The sequence below is a fragment of the Tardiphaga sp. vice154 genome, from assembly GCF_007018645.1.
Taxonomy (GTDB): domain Bacteria; phylum Pseudomonadota; class Alphaproteobacteria; order Rhizobiales; family Xanthobacteraceae; genus Tardiphaga.
Genome location: NZ_CP041399.1, coordinates 4711920 through 4729253 on the forward strand (window position 1 = coordinate 4711920; position 17334 = coordinate 4729253).

The 17334-nt window shown below is 63.8% G+C and carries 15 protein-coding genes; 3 read left to right on the forward strand and 12 right to left on the reverse strand.

Annotated features, from left to right (window positions below):
• Positions 1–53 precede the first annotated feature (53 nt).
• Positions 54–2279 carry a sensor domain-containing diguanylate cyclase gene (locus FIU28_RS22165; RefSeq protein ID WP_246660769.1) on the forward strand — a complete coding sequence of 742 codons (2226 nt, stop codon included), beginning with the start codon at positions 54–56 and terminating at the stop codon, positions 2277–2279.
• 16 nt (positions 2280–2295) lie between these two features.
• On the opposite strand, the gene FIU28_RS22170 is transcribed toward FIU28_RS22165, so the two are convergent.
• The 4 genes from FIU28_RS22170 to FIU28_RS22185 all read right to left on the reverse strand — a co-directional run bounded on the left by FIU28_RS22170 (position 2296) and on the right by FIU28_RS22185 (position 4835).
• Positions 2296–2715, reverse strand: a complete 420-nt coding sequence (locus FIU28_RS22170) for a hypothetical protein (protein WP_143575272.1) — start codon at positions 2713–2715, stop codon at positions 2296–2298.
• Between the two features lie 139 nt (positions 2716–2854).
• Complete coding sequence (locus tag FIU28_RS22175) at positions 2855–3259, reverse strand: DUF3307 domain-containing protein (RefSeq protein WP_143575273.1); 405 nt, start codon at positions 3257–3259, stop codon at positions 2855–2857.
• Between the two features lie 46 nt (positions 3260–3305).
• Entirely contained in the window at positions 3306–4163 is an 858-nt protein-coding gene (locus FIU28_RS22180; protein ID WP_143575274.1) for a DUF6537 domain-containing protein, read from the reverse strand.
• Between the two features lie 12 nt (positions 4164–4175).
• Positions 4176–4835 carry a Crp/Fnr family transcriptional regulator gene (locus FIU28_RS22185; protein ID WP_143575275.1) on the reverse strand — a complete coding sequence of 220 codons (660 nt, stop codon included), beginning with the start codon at positions 4833–4835 and terminating at the stop codon, positions 4176–4178.
• 140 nt (positions 4836–4975) lie between these two features.
• Between FIU28_RS22185 and FIU28_RS22190 the strand changes: the two genes are divergently transcribed.
• Positions 4976–5758: an enoyl-CoA hydratase/isomerase family protein gene (locus tag FIU28_RS22190; RefSeq protein WP_143575276.1), complete on the forward strand. Its 783-nt coding sequence runs from the start codon at positions 4976–4978 to the stop codon at positions 5756–5758.
• A 238-nt stretch (positions 5759–5996) separates the two neighbouring features.
• On the opposite strand, the gene FIU28_RS22195 is transcribed toward FIU28_RS22190, so the two are convergent.
• From FIU28_RS22195 to FIU28_RS22225, 7 genes are all read right to left on the reverse strand, one after another.
• Positions 5997–6677: a nitroreductase gene (locus tag FIU28_RS22195; RefSeq protein WP_143575277.1), complete on the reverse strand. Its 681-nt coding sequence runs from the start codon at positions 6675–6677 to the stop codon at positions 5997–5999.
• A gap of 176 nt (positions 6678–6853) precedes the next feature.
• Entirely contained in the window at positions 6854–8095 is a 1242-nt protein-coding gene (locus FIU28_RS22200) for an acyl-CoA dehydrogenase (protein ID WP_143575278.1), read from the reverse strand.
• A gap of 171 nt (positions 8096–8266) precedes the next feature.
• A complete protein-coding gene (locus FIU28_RS22205) occupies positions 8267–9511 on the reverse strand; it encodes an acyl-CoA dehydrogenase (protein WP_143575279.1) in 1245 nt (414 codons plus the stop codon).
• A 111-nt stretch (positions 9512–9622) separates the two neighbouring features.
• A complete protein-coding gene (locus FIU28_RS22210) occupies positions 9623–10750 on the reverse strand; it encodes an acyl-CoA dehydrogenase family protein (protein ID WP_143575280.1) in 1128 nt (375 codons plus the stop codon).
• A 21-nt stretch (positions 10751–10771) separates the two neighbouring features.
• Positions 10772–12646, reverse strand: a complete 1875-nt coding sequence (locus FIU28_RS22215; RefSeq protein ID WP_143575281.1) for an AMP-binding protein — start codon at positions 12644–12646, stop codon at positions 10772–10774.
• A 242-nt stretch (positions 12647–12888) separates the two neighbouring features.
• Complete coding sequence (locus FIU28_RS22220; protein WP_143575282.1) at positions 12889–13647, reverse strand: SDR family NAD(P)-dependent oxidoreductase; 759 nt, start codon at positions 13645–13647, stop codon at positions 12889–12891.
• A gap of 232 nt (positions 13648–13879) precedes the next feature.
• Positions 13880–14551 (reverse strand): TetR family transcriptional regulator, encoded by a 672-nt coding sequence (locus FIU28_RS22225; protein WP_143575283.1) that lies wholly within the window; start codon positions 14549–14551, stop codon positions 13880–13882.
• Between the two features lie 168 nt (positions 14552–14719).
• Between FIU28_RS22225 and FIU28_RS22230 the strand changes: the two genes are divergently transcribed.
• The gene (locus tag FIU28_RS22230) at positions 14720–16264 is read left to right on the forward strand and encodes an acyl-CoA synthetase (protein ID WP_143575284.1); all 1545 of its coding nucleotides are present in this window, start codon (positions 14720–14722) and stop codon (positions 16262–16264) included.
• Between the two features lie 118 nt (positions 16265–16382).
• Here the strand turns inward: FIU28_RS22230 and FIU28_RS22235 are convergent, their stop codons facing one another.
• Positions 16383–17213, reverse strand: coding sequence for a DUF1194 domain-containing protein (locus FIU28_RS22235; RefSeq protein WP_143575285.1), 831 nt, complete (start codon positions 17211–17213; stop codon positions 16383–16385).
• Positions 17214–17334: the final 121 nt, after the last annotated feature.

A 17334-nucleotide genomic window follows, 5' to 3' on the forward strand; every position in this document is an offset into this window, starting at 1 on the left:
GATTAAAGCTCTGACAGTAGGACTCAACTGGTCCCTCGTTCGGGGAATGCCCGTTGAACGCGTATGAGAACATGGCGGTTTTTTTCCAAGCCCAGCTCGATTTCATTTTTTTCTTTTATGGTCTGGCGTTCATTCTGCTGGGCGCCGTCTGCTTTGCCATTTCAAAAGCTCAGGGCGGTCGGATCAAATGGAGCATCCTTGGCACTTTTGCCCTGTTGCATGGGATCGGCGAGTGGCTCGACCTGACTGCGCTGATGATCGGCGATACGCCGATGTTTGCGGCCCTGCGTGTCGGGGGCATGACGATTTCTTTTATCCTGCTGATGGAATTCGCGCGTATGAATGCCGGTCAGTTCGATCTTCCGGCGCCCGGCCGATGGATCTATCTGCCTCTGGTCGGCATCGTGGTCTACGCCGCATCGACGGTTAACCTGGGCGCGGCAGCAGCGCTGGCACGCTACATCTTCGGCTTTCTGGGGTCAGTCGGGGCCGGAATGATTTTCATCGCAGAGGCACGACGATCGACCGGTGGTGCGCGAACTTTCGCTGGCTTCTCGGCCATCTACTTTTTCCTGTATGGCATCGCGGCCGGCATTATCGTTCGCGAGGTGCCATTTTGGCCGGCCTCGGTCCTTCATTACGCCTGGTTCATGGCATCAACCGGCATTCCTATTCAGCTCGTACGGGCGCTGCTGGCATGCGCGCTAGCTTTCTCCATCTGGGCAATCTGGGGAATTCTGATCGCCAGAGAACTCGGCTCGGAGCGCTATGCCTCCTACATCCGCAAACAATTCATAGCTGCCATCGGCGCGATCACCACGATTCTGCTGGTCGGCTGGACGCTCACCGAATTTCTGGGCGAAATCTACCGGCGCAATGTCGAACAGACCGCGCGGGGGGACATCGATCTGCTGGCCAGCCGCCTGGCCGGCGAAACGGCCATCGTCGATGGCATGGTGCTAACACTGGCGCGGACGCCCGGCCTGCTCTCCCCCGTCGGCGACGGTCCCCATCAGGGCGATGGATACGGGCAGGGTGCGCTGGACCTCCACGTCAAAGCCGCCGGCGCCACGTCCGGCTATATAATGGATGCATCGAAGAACATCATTGCTGCCTCGACAGAGAACGCGCGGGTCATGACGGAAGCGCTGCCAAAGCGGCTACAACCATCATTTGATGCCGCTATGACCGGCAAGCCCGGGCGTGATTTCGCGTTCGACAGCGATGGCTCAGGCCGCAGTTACGTCTCCAGCATGCCGATCCCGAGCGACAAGGGAACGGTCGCGGGTGTCGCCATCCTCAGCAAATCGCTCGACGGGCTCGAAGACGACCTGACCCGTTTTGGCCGGCCTTATTTTTTCGTCAATCCAGACGGCCTCGTGGTCCTCAGCAATCGCCGCGACTTGTTGTTCAAGCAGTTGTGGCCGCTCGCTGATGGCCAGAAAAACGAACTGGCGCTGCAACGCCGATGGCTCGGCGATCGCCCGATGATGGCAACCGAGCTGATCGGATCGGAATGGATAACGTTTGACGGCAGGCGGGAAATTGTCCGCCGCCGCTTCGCCGAGAACAGCCAATGGTCGCTGCTTGTCGCCATGCCGGCGGAAACGATCGTTGCCAGCCGGCTGATCGGGATCATCGTCACGCTGCTGGGAACGGTCATGGCGCTGATCTATTTCATCGGACGCGAGCACAGCATACGGGAAAGCGTCCAGACGGAAAGCCGGCGGGCCTTACAGAAGCTGGCGCAGGACCTGCGCTTCCAGGCCGTCACCGACCCTCTCACCGGCCTCTTCAACCGCTGGAAATTCGACGATTCGCTGGTTGGCGAAATGGCGCGCTCGGCGCGCTATGGCACGCCGCTATCTCTGGTGCTGTACGACGTCGATCACTTCAAGCAGGTCAACGACATTCATGGGCATCAGGCGGGAGACGACGTCCTGGTCCAGCTTTCACAGGTCGTGTCGGACGGCATCCGGAAATCGGATCTGCTGGCGCGCTGGGGCGGCGAAGAATTTGTCATTCTGACGCCCGGCTCAAGCGGGCCGAAGACTTATCAGGCTGCGCTCAAGCTGTCGCAGAGCATCGCACAGGCGACGTTTGCCGATGTCGGCAGGGTCACCTGCAGCTTCGGCGTCGCGGAGCATGTCGAGGGCGACACCGCGGAAAGCCTGATGGCGCGCGCCGATGGGGCGCTGTATCTCGCCAAGATCAATGGGCGCAACCGGGTTGAAATAGCGACGCTGCCGAACGCCGGCCGGGCGACATCCGTTGCCTAGCGACATCGTCACAGGTTCAGGCGGTAACGCGATTGTCCTGCACGGCCACTTCGGCTTCGTCGTCGAGTTCGTCATCGACCGGCGTGAAGGTCGATAGCGGTTTAGTCGACAGCGTGATCGCCTTGCGGTTGCCGTAGGACGATGGCGACGCGGGACGCGACACTGCCGTCTCATGCGACAGCGCATACAACGTCGAACCGACCCTGCCGCCAAGCTGGATCAACTCGCGTTCGTCGCAGCTCGCGGCAATCGCGATCGCCAGCGAATGCAGATGGCTGCGGCGGTAGCAGAACAGCGCCAGCATGGCACGCACGTCGGACGAAACGCTCTCGACGAGCTGCGGCAGGCCATTCTCGCTGGCCCGGTACATCGCACCGAGCAGGTCTTCCTGGACTGGACAGAAATCGTTTTCAAAAGCTTGTCGGCTGGACCACATGGCTGTTCTCCTCAATCGGGAGGATGCCGCGCAATTTCCTAACGCAGAGTTAACCAAGAGCCTTAATGGCGATATTGGAACTTGAACTCGTGTTCCGAATCAGGCAGGCGCCGCCGCAATTTGGCCGCGTTGGAACCGCTCAGCGGTTGGCCACAAGCAGAATGGCGAGGCCCAGACCGGTCAAATGGTGCAGGGCCTGGTCGATCCCGATCAGCCACCAGAACCAGGGATTGCCGGGTGCGATGCGGTAGCGGGCGACCAGAAAGCCCTTGCTGCGGTCGATCGCAAGATGGATCGCGAAATCGATCAGCCCGATGAACCACAGTTTCGGCTGCACGGCGGCGACCAGCGCCGTCGTCAGCACGCCATGGATCGAGACATGCGCCAGCAGTGGCAAAGCCCATCCGGTCCGGGCGTCCTTGCCCATCGCCATCCAGGCGTTCTGCAGGAAGAAGTCCGCAATGACATGCTTGACCGTAAGCGCCAGCATCCAGGCGAGCAGCGGTCCCAGGGCGATCGACGACGAAAATGCGGGAAACAACAAGCAGGCGTCCTTCTCACCGGCAGCGGCGCTATATCCAGTCGGCCATTTATGCCATCGTGGAACCGGGATTGCACGCCCCTGCCCTGATCTCCGCAATGACTTTGCGCAATTCTTCCCCCTTCGGATCGCGCGGCACATGGCGGGCCCTGGCGATGGCGGCAGCCAGGTCCGGCAGCACCAGCGGGCCGTCGAACACCGGCTTGGCCAACCCGTCGATAATCTGGTGCCAGGCCGCCATGCCCGTCCGGTAGCCGGTGCCGTAGCCTTCGATCATGGTCGCCATCTGCACCACCGCGCCGACCGCCGCCGGCTGCCGGGTCAGCGCGCGATCGATCATGTGCAGCCAGCGCTCGACCCAGACGCGCTCGACCGCATAGCGCGCCGACAGCCGCCGCGAATGGCGCAACGAGGACTCTAGCTTGAGACGCTGGATCCCCCACCAGCTCGCATTGCTGAAGCGAATCGGCACGGTCCGATGCGCGCAGCGGACGATCTCGACCATTCGCAGCAGCGGCCCGCCGGCAATCACCGGCAGCGCGCCAAGCAGCTCGTCGCAGCGAAACCGCCGGACGTCGATCGCATGGCGGCCCTGACCCGGCGCTTCCTGCAATTTGAGCTGCGCGATGCGGATCGCGTCGAGATAGGCCATCCGCTCCGCCAGCAGCCTTGCGATCTCGGCAAACAGCGCGTCATCGACGCCGCGCCGGCCAATAAAGCGGCGCAGCCGGTCGCAATACAGCTGCGCATAGGCCTGGCTTTGATAGTCCGTGAGCAGCGCCACCCCAGCACGCGCCGCGGGCAGCACCTGATCCGGCAGGCCGGCCGGCAGCACGGCCGGCGTGCTGTGATCCGGCCCGACCAGTTCGGTAAGCGTATTGCGGATGACGTTGATGAAGCCGGTCACGACAATTCCTGCTCAGGCGGGCTGCGCCGCGCCCGCGATCGACGGCGCCTCGTGCTGCGCCAGTTGCGTTTCCAGCCTGCCGATGTTCTCGAACAGCCGCGCCGAGGCCAGCTTCAGAAAGTAGAACCCGAATTCCGGGTTCTGCACGTACAGCTCCTCGACCTGGCTGTAGCTGATGCCCAGCACGGCGCCGCCCTCGAGACATTCCAGCGTCTGGGTACGCGCATTGGTCGGCGACAGCATGCCGAGTTCACCGACGATGGCGCCGACCGGCAGCTCGATCTCGGACTCCACCAGACGGTAGCGGCCACTGACGATGTAGAACATCTCCTCCGCCTTCTCATCCTTGTAGAACAGTACCTCGCCGGTCTGCGTGCGTCGCTTGGTCATGAACGGCTTCAGCCATTCCATCGAAAGGTCGGAAGATACCGATTTTTTCACGTCGCGGACCAGTTGCAGCATCTGGTGCAGGCGATAGCCGTTCAGCAGCATCAGCACGCCATGCAACGCCATCACGGAATAATTATGGGTCGGGATCGACAGCAGGATCAGCAGCACGTTGCTCATGACGCCGAACACCCGCAGCGGGATCATCGTCCGCATCGTGCAGGTCGCCAGCACGAAGATCGTGGCAAACACACTGCCGGCGTGTTGCAGGTCGAAGAGGTCCATCGGAGCCAACCGTTTTCAGGGAGCAATATCCTTGCGGTCGATTATAGCCGATGTCGATGACGAATGCCGCAATGCACCGCGCGGCGTTGACGCAGGGGGGCCGCGCGGGCACCGTCCGACCTTCCCTGACGGAGAACGACATGCCGGACACCACCGACGCCTCCCTGCCGATCCTGACCCAAGACGGCCCCCGCGCCACCATCCGGCTAAATCGCGCGAAGCATCTGAACCGGTTGCAGCAGAGCGACCTCGACCATCTTCTGTTGCTGTTCGACCGGATCGAGGCCGATCCGGCGATTCGCGTGCTGGTGCTGACCGGCACCGGCCGCGCCTTCAGCGCCGGCTTCGACCTCGGCTCGATCGCCGACCGCGCCGGCAGCGCGGCCGCGCAACCGAGCGCCGGCTCGTCGTTCGAGATCGTCGCCAACCGGCTCGAGGACCTCGCCCTGCCTACGATCTGCCGGCTCAATGGCGGCGTCTATGGCGGCTCCACCGATCTGGCGCTGGCCTGCGATTTCCGCATCGGCGTGGACAGCTGCGAGATGTTCATGCCGGCGGCCCGGCTCGGGCTGCATTACTACAAGGGCGGCATCAAGCGCTACGTGACAAGGCTTGGCGTCAACAATGCCAAGCGATTGTTCCTCACCGCGCAGAAGATCGACGCCGCCGAGATGCTGGCGATCGGCTATCTCACCGCATCGGTGCCAATGGCGGCGCTGGACGAGGAAGTGGACAGGCTCGCGGGGATTCTGGCCGGCAATGCGCCCAGGGCGATGGCCGGCATGAAGCGTGCGATCAACGAATTCGCCCGCGGCGAACTGGATGAGGAAGCCGCAGACGCCCGCGCCCGCAACAGCATGCGTGGCGACGAGATCAAGGAAGGCATCAAGGCGTTCGGGGAAAAACGGCCGCCGAGGTTCTGAGGGGTCTCGAAGCTTGTAAGAGAGCCCGGAGCTTCGCGCCAAGCGCTGTAGTCCCCTCCCCCCTCGTGGGGGAGGGTGACCGCGCGCAGCGCGGACGGGAGAGGGGGAGCCAAGAACGCCGGAAGAAGAGCCCCCTCTCCCGTCTCGAATCCGCTTCGCGGCTTCGAGACACCCTCTCCCGCCAGCCGCCGCTGCGCGACGGCCGTGGGAGAGGGGAAGGAAGAGCTTCGCTTTACTACTACTCCACGAAGGTCGCTACGTCCGGCAACGCCGCTCGCGTGGTCCGATAGCTGTTCACCTTGGCATCTGCATCCGGAAATCCGAACGAAATCCCACACACCACGCGGCGATCATCCGCCATGCCGAAGTGCTTCCGCACGACGGCAGAGTGAAACGCCAAGGCCGCCTGCGGCACCGTGGCAAGCCCCATCGCCTGCGCCGCCAGCATGAAGCTGGTGACATAGCCGCCGCAATCCACCGCGCCGTAGACGCCGAGCGCCTCGTCGGTGGTGATGATGGCGACATGCGGCGCGCCGAAGAAGTTGAAGTTCTCCATCGCCTGCCTGGCGTAAGCCGCCTTGTCGCCGCGCTGGATGCCCAGCGTATTATAGAGCTGGAAGCCGCTCTCGCGGCGGCGGTCGAGATAGACGCCGCGATATTCGCGCGGGAACGGGAAGTCACCGGAGTTCGGCGTGCCGGCGGCGGCAACGGGGTACAGCACGTCGCGGAACGCTTCGGTCGCCGCGCCGGAGGTAATCGTCACCTGCCACGGCTGGCTGTTGCACCACGACGCGGTTTTCTGCGCGGCGGTGAGAATGCGCTCGATGGTCGCGCGCGGCACCTGTTCCGGCTTGTAGGCGCGGCAGGAATAGCGCGCGGCGAGCAGGGTTTCGAGCGTGTCGATGGCGGTGTCGGTCATGAAGTCCTCGGTAGTCGTGGCATCTTCCTTCTCCCCTTGTGGGAGAAGGTGGCACGGCCGAAGGCCGTGACGGATGAGGGGTAACGGCGAAGCACGGCGCTTGTGGCTACCCCTCACCCGTCCGCGCTATCGCGCGGCCACCCTCTCCCACAAGGGGAGAGGGAAGGAAGACACCGTTAGCGTCCCTTAGTAGGGATCTGGTTGAACGGCACGTCCTTGTCGACGCGGATGTCGCCGGGCAGGCCCAGCACGCGCTCGGCGATGATGTTGCGCAGGATCTCATCGGTGCCGCCCGCAATGCGGATCGACGGCGACTGCAGGATCATCGCCTGGAACGCCCCGGCCGCCTCGCCGTCTCCTTCAGTCAGCGCGCCCGAGGCGCCCTGCAGGTCGGCGGCGAACATCGCGATGTCCTGCAGCATGGCGCCGGACACCAGCTTGCCGATCGAATTCTCCGGCCCCGGCCGCTCGCCTTTCGACAGCGCGGAGATTGCGCGGTAGCTGGTATATTTCAGGCCGGAATTTTTCACCGCCCAGTTTGCGAGCTTTGAGCGCACGGCACGGTCGTCGATCGCAAGCCCGTCCTCCAGCATCAAATTGCTGCAGAACTCGAACAGTTCGGGGAAGCCCGTGGCAAGCCGCGCGCCGATCGACATCCGCTCGTTCATCAGCGTCGTCAGCGATACGTTCCAGCCGTCGCCCACCGCGCCGAGCCGCTGGCTGTCGGGAATCCGCACGTTGGTGAAGAACACCTCGTTGAATTCCTGCATGCCGTTGGCCTGCTTGATCGGCTTGACCTCGATACCCGCGCTCTTCATGTCCAGGAAGAACATCGTCAGGCCCTTGTGCTTGGGCACGTTGGGATCGGTACGGGTAATGAGGATGCCGTAGTCGGAGTAATGCGCGCCCGAGGTCCAGATTTTCTGGCCGTTGACGATCCAGTCGGAGCCGTCCTTTTCCGCCCGCGTGCGGAGGCCGGCGACGTCAGATCCGCCGGCAGGTTCGGAGAACAGCTGGCACCAGATGGTTTCGCCGGATGCCAGCGGCGGCAGATATTTGCGCTTCTGGTCTTCATCGGCATAGGCCATCACGGTCGGCCCGCACATGCCCTGCCCGATGGCGAACGGCTTCGAGAGCTTGTCGTAGACGCCCTCTTCCTGCTGCCAGATCACCCGCTCGATCGGGGTTGCGCCACGTCCACCATATTCCTTCGGCCAGTGCAGGCAGGCCCAGCCGGCGTCGGCTTTCTTCTTCTGCCAGGCCTTCGACACCTCGATCATGCCGTCGCGCTTCTCGGAGGCACGCTCGGCCGAGGGTTTTGTCAGCTCGGCCTCGAGCTCCTTCGGCGCATGCGCCGCGATCCAGGCGCGCGCCGTGGCGCGGAAGGCTGCTTCTTCGGTTGTGTCGTCGAAATTCATCGGTAGCTCCAGTCGGCTCTTCTTACTTCCTTCTCCCCTTGTGGGAGAAGGTGGCGCGGACGAAGTCCGCGACGGATGAGGGGTTTCCGGGCTCGGAGCTTGTGGCTACCCCTCACCCGGCCGCGCTATCGCGCGGCCACCCTCTCCCACAAGGGGAGAGGGAAGAAAGCATCAGCGTCCTCTTGTGGGGATCTGGTTGAACGGCACGTCCTTGTCGACGCGGATGTCGCCGGGCAGGCCCAGCACGCGCTCGGCGATGATGTTGCGCAGGATCTCGTCGGTGCCGCCCTCGACGCGGGTGGCGGGCGAGCGCAGCAGCATCGCCTGGAATTTGCCGGCCGCCTCGGCGTCGTCCGGACCGCTGAGCACGCCAGCGGCGCCCTGCAGGTCGAGCGCGTAGGTCGCGACATCCTGCAGCATGGTACCCGCGACCAGCTTGCCGATCGAGTTTTCCGGCCCCGGCCGCTCACCCTTCGACAGCGCCGAGATCGCACGGAAGCTGGTGTACTTCAGCCCGCTGGCGCGCACCGCCCAGCTGGCGAGCTTCGAGCGCACCGCGCGATCGTCGATCGCCGGACCATCCTCCAGCATCAGGCTGCTGGCGAACTCGAACAGTTCCGGCACGCCGGTGGCCATATTGGCACCGATCGCCATACGCTCGTTCATCAGGGTGGTCAGCGACACGTTCCAGCCATCGCCGACGGCGCCCAGACGCTGCGCGTCCGGAATTCGCACGTCGGTGAAATACACCTCGTTGAACTCGGACTGCCCGTTGGCCTGCTTGATAGGCTTCACCTCGACGCCCGCGCTCTTCATGTCGAGGAAGAACATGGTGAGGCCCTTGTGCTTGGGCACATTGGGATCGGTGCGGGTGATCAAGATTCCAAAATCGGAATAGTGCGCGCCCGATGTCCATATTTTTTGACCATTGATGATCCAGTCGTCGCCGTCCTTTTCTGCCCGCGTGCGCAGGCCGGCGACGTCCGAGCCGCCGGCGGGTTCGGAAAACAACTGGCACCAGATGTTCTCGCCGGAGGCCAGCGGCGGCAGGTAGTGCCGCTTCTGGTCCTCGGCAGCATAGGCCATCATGGTCGGGCCGCACATCCCGTGGCCGATAATGAACAGCGCGCCGAGCTTGCCGAACACGCCCTCTTCCTGCTGCCAGATCACCCGCTCGATCGGCGACGCGCCGCGGCCGCCATAGTCCTTCGGCCAGTGCGGCACCGCCCAGCCGGCCTCGGCCTTCTTCTTCTGCCAGGCCTTTGCCACCTCCAGAATATTGCCGCCCTTGAGCTGGATGCGGCCAAGCGAGGCGCGCTTCAGCTCGTCCTCATATTCCTTTGGCGCGTTGGCCGCGATCCAGGCGCGGGCCTCGCAGCGAAAAGCGGCTTCCTGCGGGGTGTCATCGAAATTCATGAGGCTGCCCTTTCTTCGTAGCCCGGATGGAGCGAAGCGCAATCCGGGGACCGGCATTTCGGCGATATCGACATCCCCGGATTTCGCTTCGCTCCATCCGGGCTACACAAACTACGCCGCGTTCCGCTGCCGCATGCGGTCGATCAACGCGTCTTCCCAATACGACAGGCTGCCGAGGCCGACCGCCAGCGCGTTGGCGCGGCGGTAGTACAAATGGCAGTCGAATTCCCAGGTGAAGCCCATGCCGCCATGGACCTGGATATTGTTCTTGGCGCAATGCTGGAACGCCTGCGTGGCGCTGATCCGCGCCGAGGCGGCGGCTTCCGGCAATTCGGAGGCGTTGGTGGAGAGCGCCCAGGCGCCGTAGTAGCAATTCGAGCGCGCCAAAGTTGCCGATACATACATGTCGGCGAGCATGTGCTTGACCGCCTGGAACGAGCCGATCTGGCGGCCGAAGGCGATGCGGTCAAGCGCGTAGTCACGCCCCATCTCCAGCGCACGGTCGGCGCCGCCGACCTGCTCGAAGCCGATCAGCACCGCGGCGCGATCCAGCACGCGCGTCAGGATGCTCCAGCCTTCGCTGGCCGGACCGAGCGACTCAGCCTTGACGTTGGTGAACGTGATTTCCGCCTGGCCGCGCGACGGATCGATATTGGCCAGCGCACGGGTCTCGACGCCGTCGCAGGTGAGATCGACCAGGAACAGCGAGATGTCGGTCTCGCGTCCGGTCGAGCCATTGCGCGCCGCGACAATGGCGAAGTCGGCGACCGCGCCATCCGGCACCGGCTTCTTGACGCCGTTGAGCACGCCGTTCGTCGCGGTCAGCTTGATCGACGCCGGCGACGGATTGCCGGTGCCCTCGAACAGCGCCAGCGTGCCGACCGCAGTGCCCGCGGCGATCGCCGGCAACCACTTCTGCTTCTGCGCCTCGGTGCCAGCCAGCATCAACGCTTCCGCGGCGAGATACACCGTGGACGAGAACGGCACCGGCGCCAGCGCGCGGCCCATTTCCTCGGCGATCACGCAGAGCTCCAGATGGCCCGCGCCGGAGCCGCCGAAGGCTTCGGGAATGGCGACCCCGAGGAAGCCCATGTCGGCGAGGCCCTTCCAGAGCTCGCGGTCATAGGTCGCCTTGCCGTCGATCACGGCGCGCACCGCCTTCGGCGGGCATTTTTCCGAAAGGAAACGCCGGGCCTCGTCGCGAAGCTGCTTCTGGTCGTCGGAGAAATCGAAATTCATGGCGGTTACTCTGTTGCAAGATCAGTTGAGAATAATGACGTCCTCGCCCGGTGAATCGGCATAGAGCCGCTCCACCAGATCGGCACGGCGGGCGAGCCCCGCGCGCTGGTTGACGTAGCCCTTGTCGGTGAGTTCGTTGCCGTCGATCGAGGCCGGCTCCACCATCCACATCGCACGCGCGATGCGCCGGCTGCTGCCGCCATCGGCATGGGCGTTGTGCGCCTCGAGGCCCTGCTTCAGGCAGGCCAGCACTTTAGGATGCTTCACTACTTCGGCGAAGCCCGCGTCCGGCTCGCCGATCAGCGCGCGGCAGGCGGCGAGATTGGGCCAGGCCAGCAGGCCGATCCAGGCGCGGTCCTGCCCGGCGACCAGCGCGTCCTGCACCACCGGCGTCGCCGCAGAGATGGCGTCGGTTCGCAGGCTGCCGACATGCACGAAGGTGCCGGTGGTCAGCTTGAAATCCTCCATGACGCGGCCGGAGAAGATCAGGCCCTGCACCGGATCTTGCTCATCGACGAATACCGCGGCGTCGCCGATCTTGTAGAAGCCTTCCTCGTCGAACGCAGCTTTGGTGAGATCGGGCTGGCGATAGTATCCCGGCATCACGTTGACGCCGCGCAGCCGCAATTCGTACTTGCCGTCCGTCGGCACCATCTTCACCTCGACGCCCGGGAACGGCAGGCCGATCAGGCCGACGCGCTCGGTGTCCCAATAGGTGCCGGTCGAGGTAGGCGAGGTCTCCGTCGAGCCCCAGCCGGTGTAGAACACGATGCGCTCGCCGGTGGTGCGGATCGCCAGCGCCTGCATGCGGTCGTAGAGATCGTCGGGCAGCCGCGCGCCGCCATAGGCCATCACGCCGAGGTTCTTGAAGAAGCCGCGGCACAACGCATCGTCCTTCTCCATCGCTGCCGCCAGCGCGGCATAGCCGGCGGGCACGTTGGCATAATAGGTCGGCGACACCTCGCGCAGATTGCGCAGCGTCTCGTCGAACAGGCCGGGCACCGGCCGGCCGTCGTCGATATACAGCGTGCCGCCCTCGATCAGCAGCGGATGACACAGCGCGTTGCCGCCCATCGTGTGATTCCACGGCATCCAGTCGAGATAGACCGGCGGCGGACCGTTGGGGTCGCGCGGCCGCACCTGCATCATCATGGTGGCGTTGGCGCACATCATGCGCTGGGTGTTAATCACCGCTTTTGGCACGCCGGTGGAGCCGGAGGTGAACAGCAGCTTGCCGATCGTATCCGGCGTGATTTTCGCAATGGACTCCTCGACCGCCGCGGTCGGCTGCGTTACGGCCATGTCGGCGAACGACATGCTGGCAAGCCCTTCGGGCGGACGCGCGACATGGATCAGCCGGATGCCGGTGAGGTCGAGCGCGTCCAGCGCCTTCTGGAACTGAGGCCCGTCCTGCACCATCACCGCCACCGGCCGGATCAGGTCGAACAGGTATTTCAGCTTGGCGTGGTCCTGGCTCATCAGCGAATAGGCCGGCGACACCGGCGCCGCCGGATGCCGCGCCTGCATCAAAGCCTGGGTCATCAGCGCATGTTCGATGGAATTGCCGGACAGGATCGCGACCGGGCGATCCGCTTCGAGCCGCATGTCGAGCAGCGCCTGGGTCAGCGCATCGACCGTGCGCTTCGCCTCGGCGTAGGTTACATGGCGCCATTGCCGGTCGTCGCCGACGCGCTGCGCCAGCCAGGCCAGGTCCGGCCGGAGCTCAGCCCACTTCGCCAGCGAGGCCGGCAGATGGGTCGGATAGTCCATCAGCGGCACGCGCGATTTCAGGATGATGACGCCATCCGGCCGCCGCTCAACGTCGATGTCGCGTTCGAGCCAGTCAATCTTTCGGAAGGCGGGCTGTGTCAGCACCGCGGCAGCCTGCGCGTTCATCTCGTTCTCCCAAACGGATTGGTAACCGGGGTCTCGTCGATGGACCTCTTGTGGTTTGGTACTATCGCAGGCGCCCATAGTCGCGCCCTCTCCCCTCGTGGGAGAGGGCAGCCCCGGCAGAATTGGCAAACTCCATTGGGTGAGGGGGCGGGCGCACGACTACCCCTCACCCGTCTCGAACCGCTTCGCGGTTCGATCCACCCTCTCCCACAAGGGGAGAGGGAAGGAAGAAAAGAGTCAGACTACCGCGGCGCCATGCGGATCGCGCCGTCGAGGCGGATGGTTTCGCCGTTCAGCATCGGGTTCTCGACCATGTGCACCGCCAGATTGCCGTATTCCGAAGCGTCGCCGAGGCGGGCCGGATGCGGCACCTGCGCGCCGAGGCTGGCGCGGGCCTCCTCGCTGAGCCCCATCAAGAGCGGCGTCAGGAATAGGCCCGGCGCGATGGTGTTGACGCGGATCTTTTGCGAGGCGAGATCGCGTGCGGCCGGCAAGGTCAGGCCGACGATGCCGCCCTTCGATGCCGCATAGGCGATCTGGCCGATCTGGCCTTCATAGGCGGCAACCGAGGCGGTGTTGATGATGACGCCGCGCTCTTCGCCGACGGCGTCCAGCTTCACCAGTTGCTCGGCGAACAGGCGCAGGCAGTTGAAGGTGCCGACCAGGTTGACCATGATGACGTTGGTGAACTTGTCGAGCGGATAGACGCCCTGCTTGCCGACGATGCGCTGCGAGCCGCCGATGCCGGCGCAGTTCACCAGAACGCGGGCGATGCCGTGCGCGGCCTCTGCCCTGGCAAGCCCGGCCTGCACGTCGCTTTCGCTGGTGACGTCACCGACCACGGCGAGACCCTTGATCTCGGCGGCTACCTTCTCGGCGTTTTCCCGGCTGCGGTCGAAGACAGAGACTTTAGCTCCCTTCGCGGCCATCGCACGCGCGGTGGCGGCACCGAGACCCGATCCGCCGCCGGTAATGAATACGGCTACGTCTTTCAGCTGCATCGAGTTTGCCTTTCCCTGGGCGTTTCCTGATTTTTTTGTCTTGTTATATTTTTTTAAAAGAAGGTCCTTGGACGTTTCTTGTTTTGTTGTTCGAACGATACGTTGACCGTTCCTTGGAGGCGTTTCCTCGAATTTTCTTGTTTTTGTAGAAAGGTACCTTGGGCGTTTCCCGATAGCTTTTTTTATGGGTCGTACAGTTTCCTTGGGGTCGTTTCTTCTTAGCTCGTTGTCGTCAGGCGGTTGATCCCGCTTTCTTGTTATTGGTTAGCATTCCGCCGAGCATCATCGCTTCTAAGTGGGCGATGTAGTCACGGCTGACTTCATCCGTCACCGGGCCGACGCCAATGGCGCGCGACATCGCGTGACGGTAGAAGAACAGATGGTCGCAGGCACCGATCAGGCTGGTGTAGAACAGCACCGGATCGATCTTGCGGAATTCGCCGGACTGGAATCCCTCGGCCAGCAGGCGGCGATGGAATTCGAGCAGGGGCCCAACGAAGAACTTCGAGACTTCGTCGGCGGCCTCGGTGTTGGAACCGTGCAGCAGATGATGGATCAGCCGGTTCATGTAGGGAAACTGCTGATAGGCCTTGATGATGCCGGCGATGTGCAGCTTCAGCTTGGCGGCGGCCGAAATCGGCTGCGCCATCAGGTAATCGAGGTTAGTCATCTCGGTGGCCGCGTCGCGTGCCAGCAGCGCCAGCAGCAGACCGTCCTTGTTGCCGAAATGATATTTCACCAACGCCGCATTAACGCCCGAGCGATGCGCGATCTCGCTCAGCGACACGTCGATCGAGTTGCTCTCGATCATCAGTTCGCTGGCCGCAAGCAACAGCTTGTCGGCGGTCGGATTGCGACCGACGATCGGTTTTCCCGGGGTGCTGAGATGCGAATTCGGTGTCATGTGCGAGGCGCAGATAATACGATCAGCGCACCCAACTCAAGAGTTAATTGAGCGATTGACTAAGCTCATTTGCACTCTTTTAATCCACCCTCGCGCGGACAACCCACGGTGACGGTCGCGCCAACCAACACGAGCGGAAAAATCCGCCATTTGTCGAGGAAACGCCCCATGAGCCATCCCTCCGTCCACGCCCGCACCCAGCCGGACAAGATCGCTTATCGGATGGCTGGCTCCGGTCAGTCGATCAGCTACCACGAGCTCGACGCCCGATCCAACCAGGGCGCGCAATTGTTTCGCTCGCTCGGGTTGAAGGCCGGCGATCACATCGCGCTGCTGATGGAGAACCGGCTCGAGTTCATGGAGATCTGCTGGGCGGCGCAGCGCAGCGGGCTGTATTACACCGCGATCAGCCGCTATCTCACCGCCGACGAGATCGCCTACATCGTGAAGGACTGCGGCGCCCGAATCGTCATCACCTCGCCGAAGGGGGCCGAGGTGATCGCCCCGCTGATCCCGGGCGCGCCCGACACGCAGTTCTTCATTCTCGATGGGCCCCGCGACCATTTCCACGACTGGAAGGCCGCGCTGGATGCCCAGCCGGCGACGCCGATCGCGGACGAAGTGGCCGGCTACGACATGCTGTATTCGTCGGGCACCACCGGGCGGCCGAAGGGCATCAAGCGCGCCTCGGAGAGCAACCCGATCACGGTGCCGAACCCGTTCCTGAAAAAACTCTGCGCCGACATGTGCGGCATGACCGGCGATAGCATCTACCTGTCGCCGGCGCCGCTGTATCATGCGGCCCCGCTGCGCTTCAACATGATGGCGATCACGCTGGGCGGCACCTCCGTCATCATGGAGAGCTTCGACGCCGAACAGTTCCTGAAGCTGGTGGAGCAGCACCGGATCACCCAGTCGCAACTGGTGCCGACGATGTTCGTGCGGATGCTGAAACTGCCGGAAGAGGTGCGGCTGCGCTACGACGTCTCCTCACTGCACGGCGCGATCCACGCCGCAGCGCCCTGCCCGGTCGACGTCAAGGCGCGAATGATCGACTGGTGGGGCCCGATCCTGATCGAATACTACGCCGGCTCGGAGGGCAACGGCGTCACCGTGTCGAATTCCCAGCAATGGCTGTCGCACCGCGGCACGGTCGGCAAGGCGGTCACCGGCATCGTCAAGATCGTCGACGAGAACGAGCAGGAGGCCCCGGTCGGGCAGATCGGCACGGTGTATTTCGCGGACGCGCCGACCTTCGCCTATCACAACGATCCCGAGAAGACGAAGCGCGCCTATAATGACAAGGGCTGGTCGACGCTGGGCGACGTCGGCTATCTCGACGACGAGGGCTTTCTCTATCTCACCGACCGCAAGTCCTACATGATCATTTCCGGCGGCGTGAACATCTACCCGCAGGAGACCGAGGACGTGCTGATCACCCATCCGGAGATCGCCGATGTCGCGGTGTTCGGGGTGCCGAACGAGGAGATGGGCGAGGAGGTCAAGGCGGTCGTCCAGCCACACGACATGTCCCGCGCAGGTCCGGCCTTCGAGGCCGAACTGATCGCGTTCTGCCGCAAGAACCTGTCGCCCATCAAATGCCCGAAGAGCATCGACTTCGAAGCCGAACTGCCGCGCACGCCGACCGGCAAGCTGGTGAAACGGCATCTGCGGGACAGGTACTGGCCGAAGAAGGAAACGGCGGCGGTGTAGTCAGCTGTAGCCCGGATGAGCCGGTGGTCGCGTATTGCGCGCCCGCCAGCGACATCCGGGATTCAGAGCCCGCCGTGAGGCTTTCCCCGGATGTCGCTTCGCTCATCCGGGCTACAGCCTACCTCCCCCAGCGATCCTGCCAGATCTTTTCCCCCACCAGGCAGTTCACCCGCGGCTCGCGCCCGGCGATCGGCACCACGCGCGGCTGCGGCTGCAGGCCGGCGACTTCCATCACCAGCTTGGTGCGGATGGCTTCCTTGAACTTGTCGCGCTCCTTGATCGGCACCACGAAGGAGCCGGGCCCGCCGATCACGCAATCCTCGTAGTACAAATCGAGATTCTCGATATCCATCGTCGAATAGGACAGTTCCTTGGCCATGATCGGCAGGCCGTTGATGACGATGCCTTTCGCCAGGGCCTCGTCGCGCGCGACGGTGACCGGCGACCCGTTGTTGTTCGGCCCGTCGCCGGAGATGTCGATGACGCGGCGCAGCCCGGCGTAGCTGTTGGCCTCGAACAAAGGCATCGCGAAATAGATCGCGCCGGAAATCGAGGTGCGCGATGCCCGCCTGATCGGTGTCCGCATGATCTCGGCGGCCACCGCGTCGGCCGATTCCGGGCCATCGATGATGCGCCAGGGGATGATCAACTTCTGGTCGGTCGAGGCAGCCCATTCGAAATAGGTCACCGCGATCTTGCCGGTCGGGCCGGTCTTCAGCGCGGAGAGGAATTCCCGGGAGACGATGGCCTGGGCGTAGCCCTCGCGCTGGATCGCCAACTCGTCCATGTCCATCGAATAGGAGACGTCGACCGCCAGCACCAGTTCGACATCGACGACGGGGTCGCGGGCTTCGACCAGCCGCGCATTCGGCGCAGCCACGCTGGCGACATCGCCACCGGCGATCGCTCCGGCGACCAGCACCACTCCAATCGAGACATACCAGCGCATAGCGGCCCTCCCGTCGAAGTCGGGATCGTGACATGCAAATGACGGCGCGCAAAGCAGGAACCCGCGGTCGAGGTCACATTCCGTTCAACTGGTCTTCCCGGCACGACAGCGGATCGACAGT

What these genes read in the sequence shown, in the direction of transcription:
- FIU28_RS22170 (WP_143575272.1), bottom strand. Translation starts at nt 2,715, where the DNA reads ATGTGGTCCAGCCGACAAGCTTTTGAAAACGATTTCTGTCCAGTCCAG.
- FIU28_RS22185 (WP_143575275.1), bottom strand. Translation starts at nt 4,835, where the DNA reads ATGGACCTCTTCGACCTGCAACACGCCGGCAGTGTGTTTGCCACGATC.
- FIU28_RS22190 (WP_143575276.1), top strand. Translation starts at nt 4,976, where the DNA reads ATGCCGGACACCACCGACGCCTCCCTGCCGATCCTGACCCAAGACGGC.
- FIU28_RS22195 (WP_143575277.1), bottom strand. Translation starts at nt 6,677, where the DNA reads ATGACCGACACCGCCATCGACACGCTCGAAACCCTGCTCGCCGCGCGC.
- FIU28_RS22200 (WP_143575278.1), bottom strand. Translation starts at nt 8,095, where the DNA reads ATGAATTTCGACGACACAACCGAAGAAGCAGCCTTCCGCGCCACGGCG.
- FIU28_RS22205 (WP_143575279.1), bottom strand. Translation starts at nt 9,511, where the DNA reads ATGAATTTCGATGACACCCCGCAGGAAGCCGCTTTTCGCTGCGAGGCC.
- FIU28_RS22210 (WP_143575280.1), bottom strand. Translation starts at nt 10,750, where the DNA reads ATGAATTTCGATTTCTCCGACGACCAGAAGCAGCTTCGCGACGAGGCC.
- FIU28_RS22215 (WP_143575281.1), bottom strand. Translation starts at nt 12,646, where the DNA reads ATGAACGCGCAGGCTGCCGCGGTGCTGACACAGCCCGCCTTCCGAAAG.
- FIU28_RS22220 (WP_143575282.1), bottom strand. Translation starts at nt 13,647, where the DNA reads ATGCAGCTGAAAGACGTAGCCGTATTCATTACCGGCGGCGGATCGGGT.
- FIU28_RS22225 (WP_143575283.1), bottom strand. Translation starts at nt 14,551, where the DNA reads ATGACACCGAATTCGCATCTCAGCACCCCGGGAAAACCGATCGTCGGT.
- FIU28_RS22230 (WP_143575284.1), top strand. Translation starts at nt 14,720, where the DNA reads ATGAGCCATCCCTCCGTCCACGCCCGCACCCAGCCGGACAAGATCGCT.
- FIU28_RS22235 (WP_143575285.1), bottom strand. Translation starts at nt 17,213, where the DNA reads ATGCGCTGGTATGTCTCGATTGGAGTGGTGCTGGTCGCCGGAGCGATC.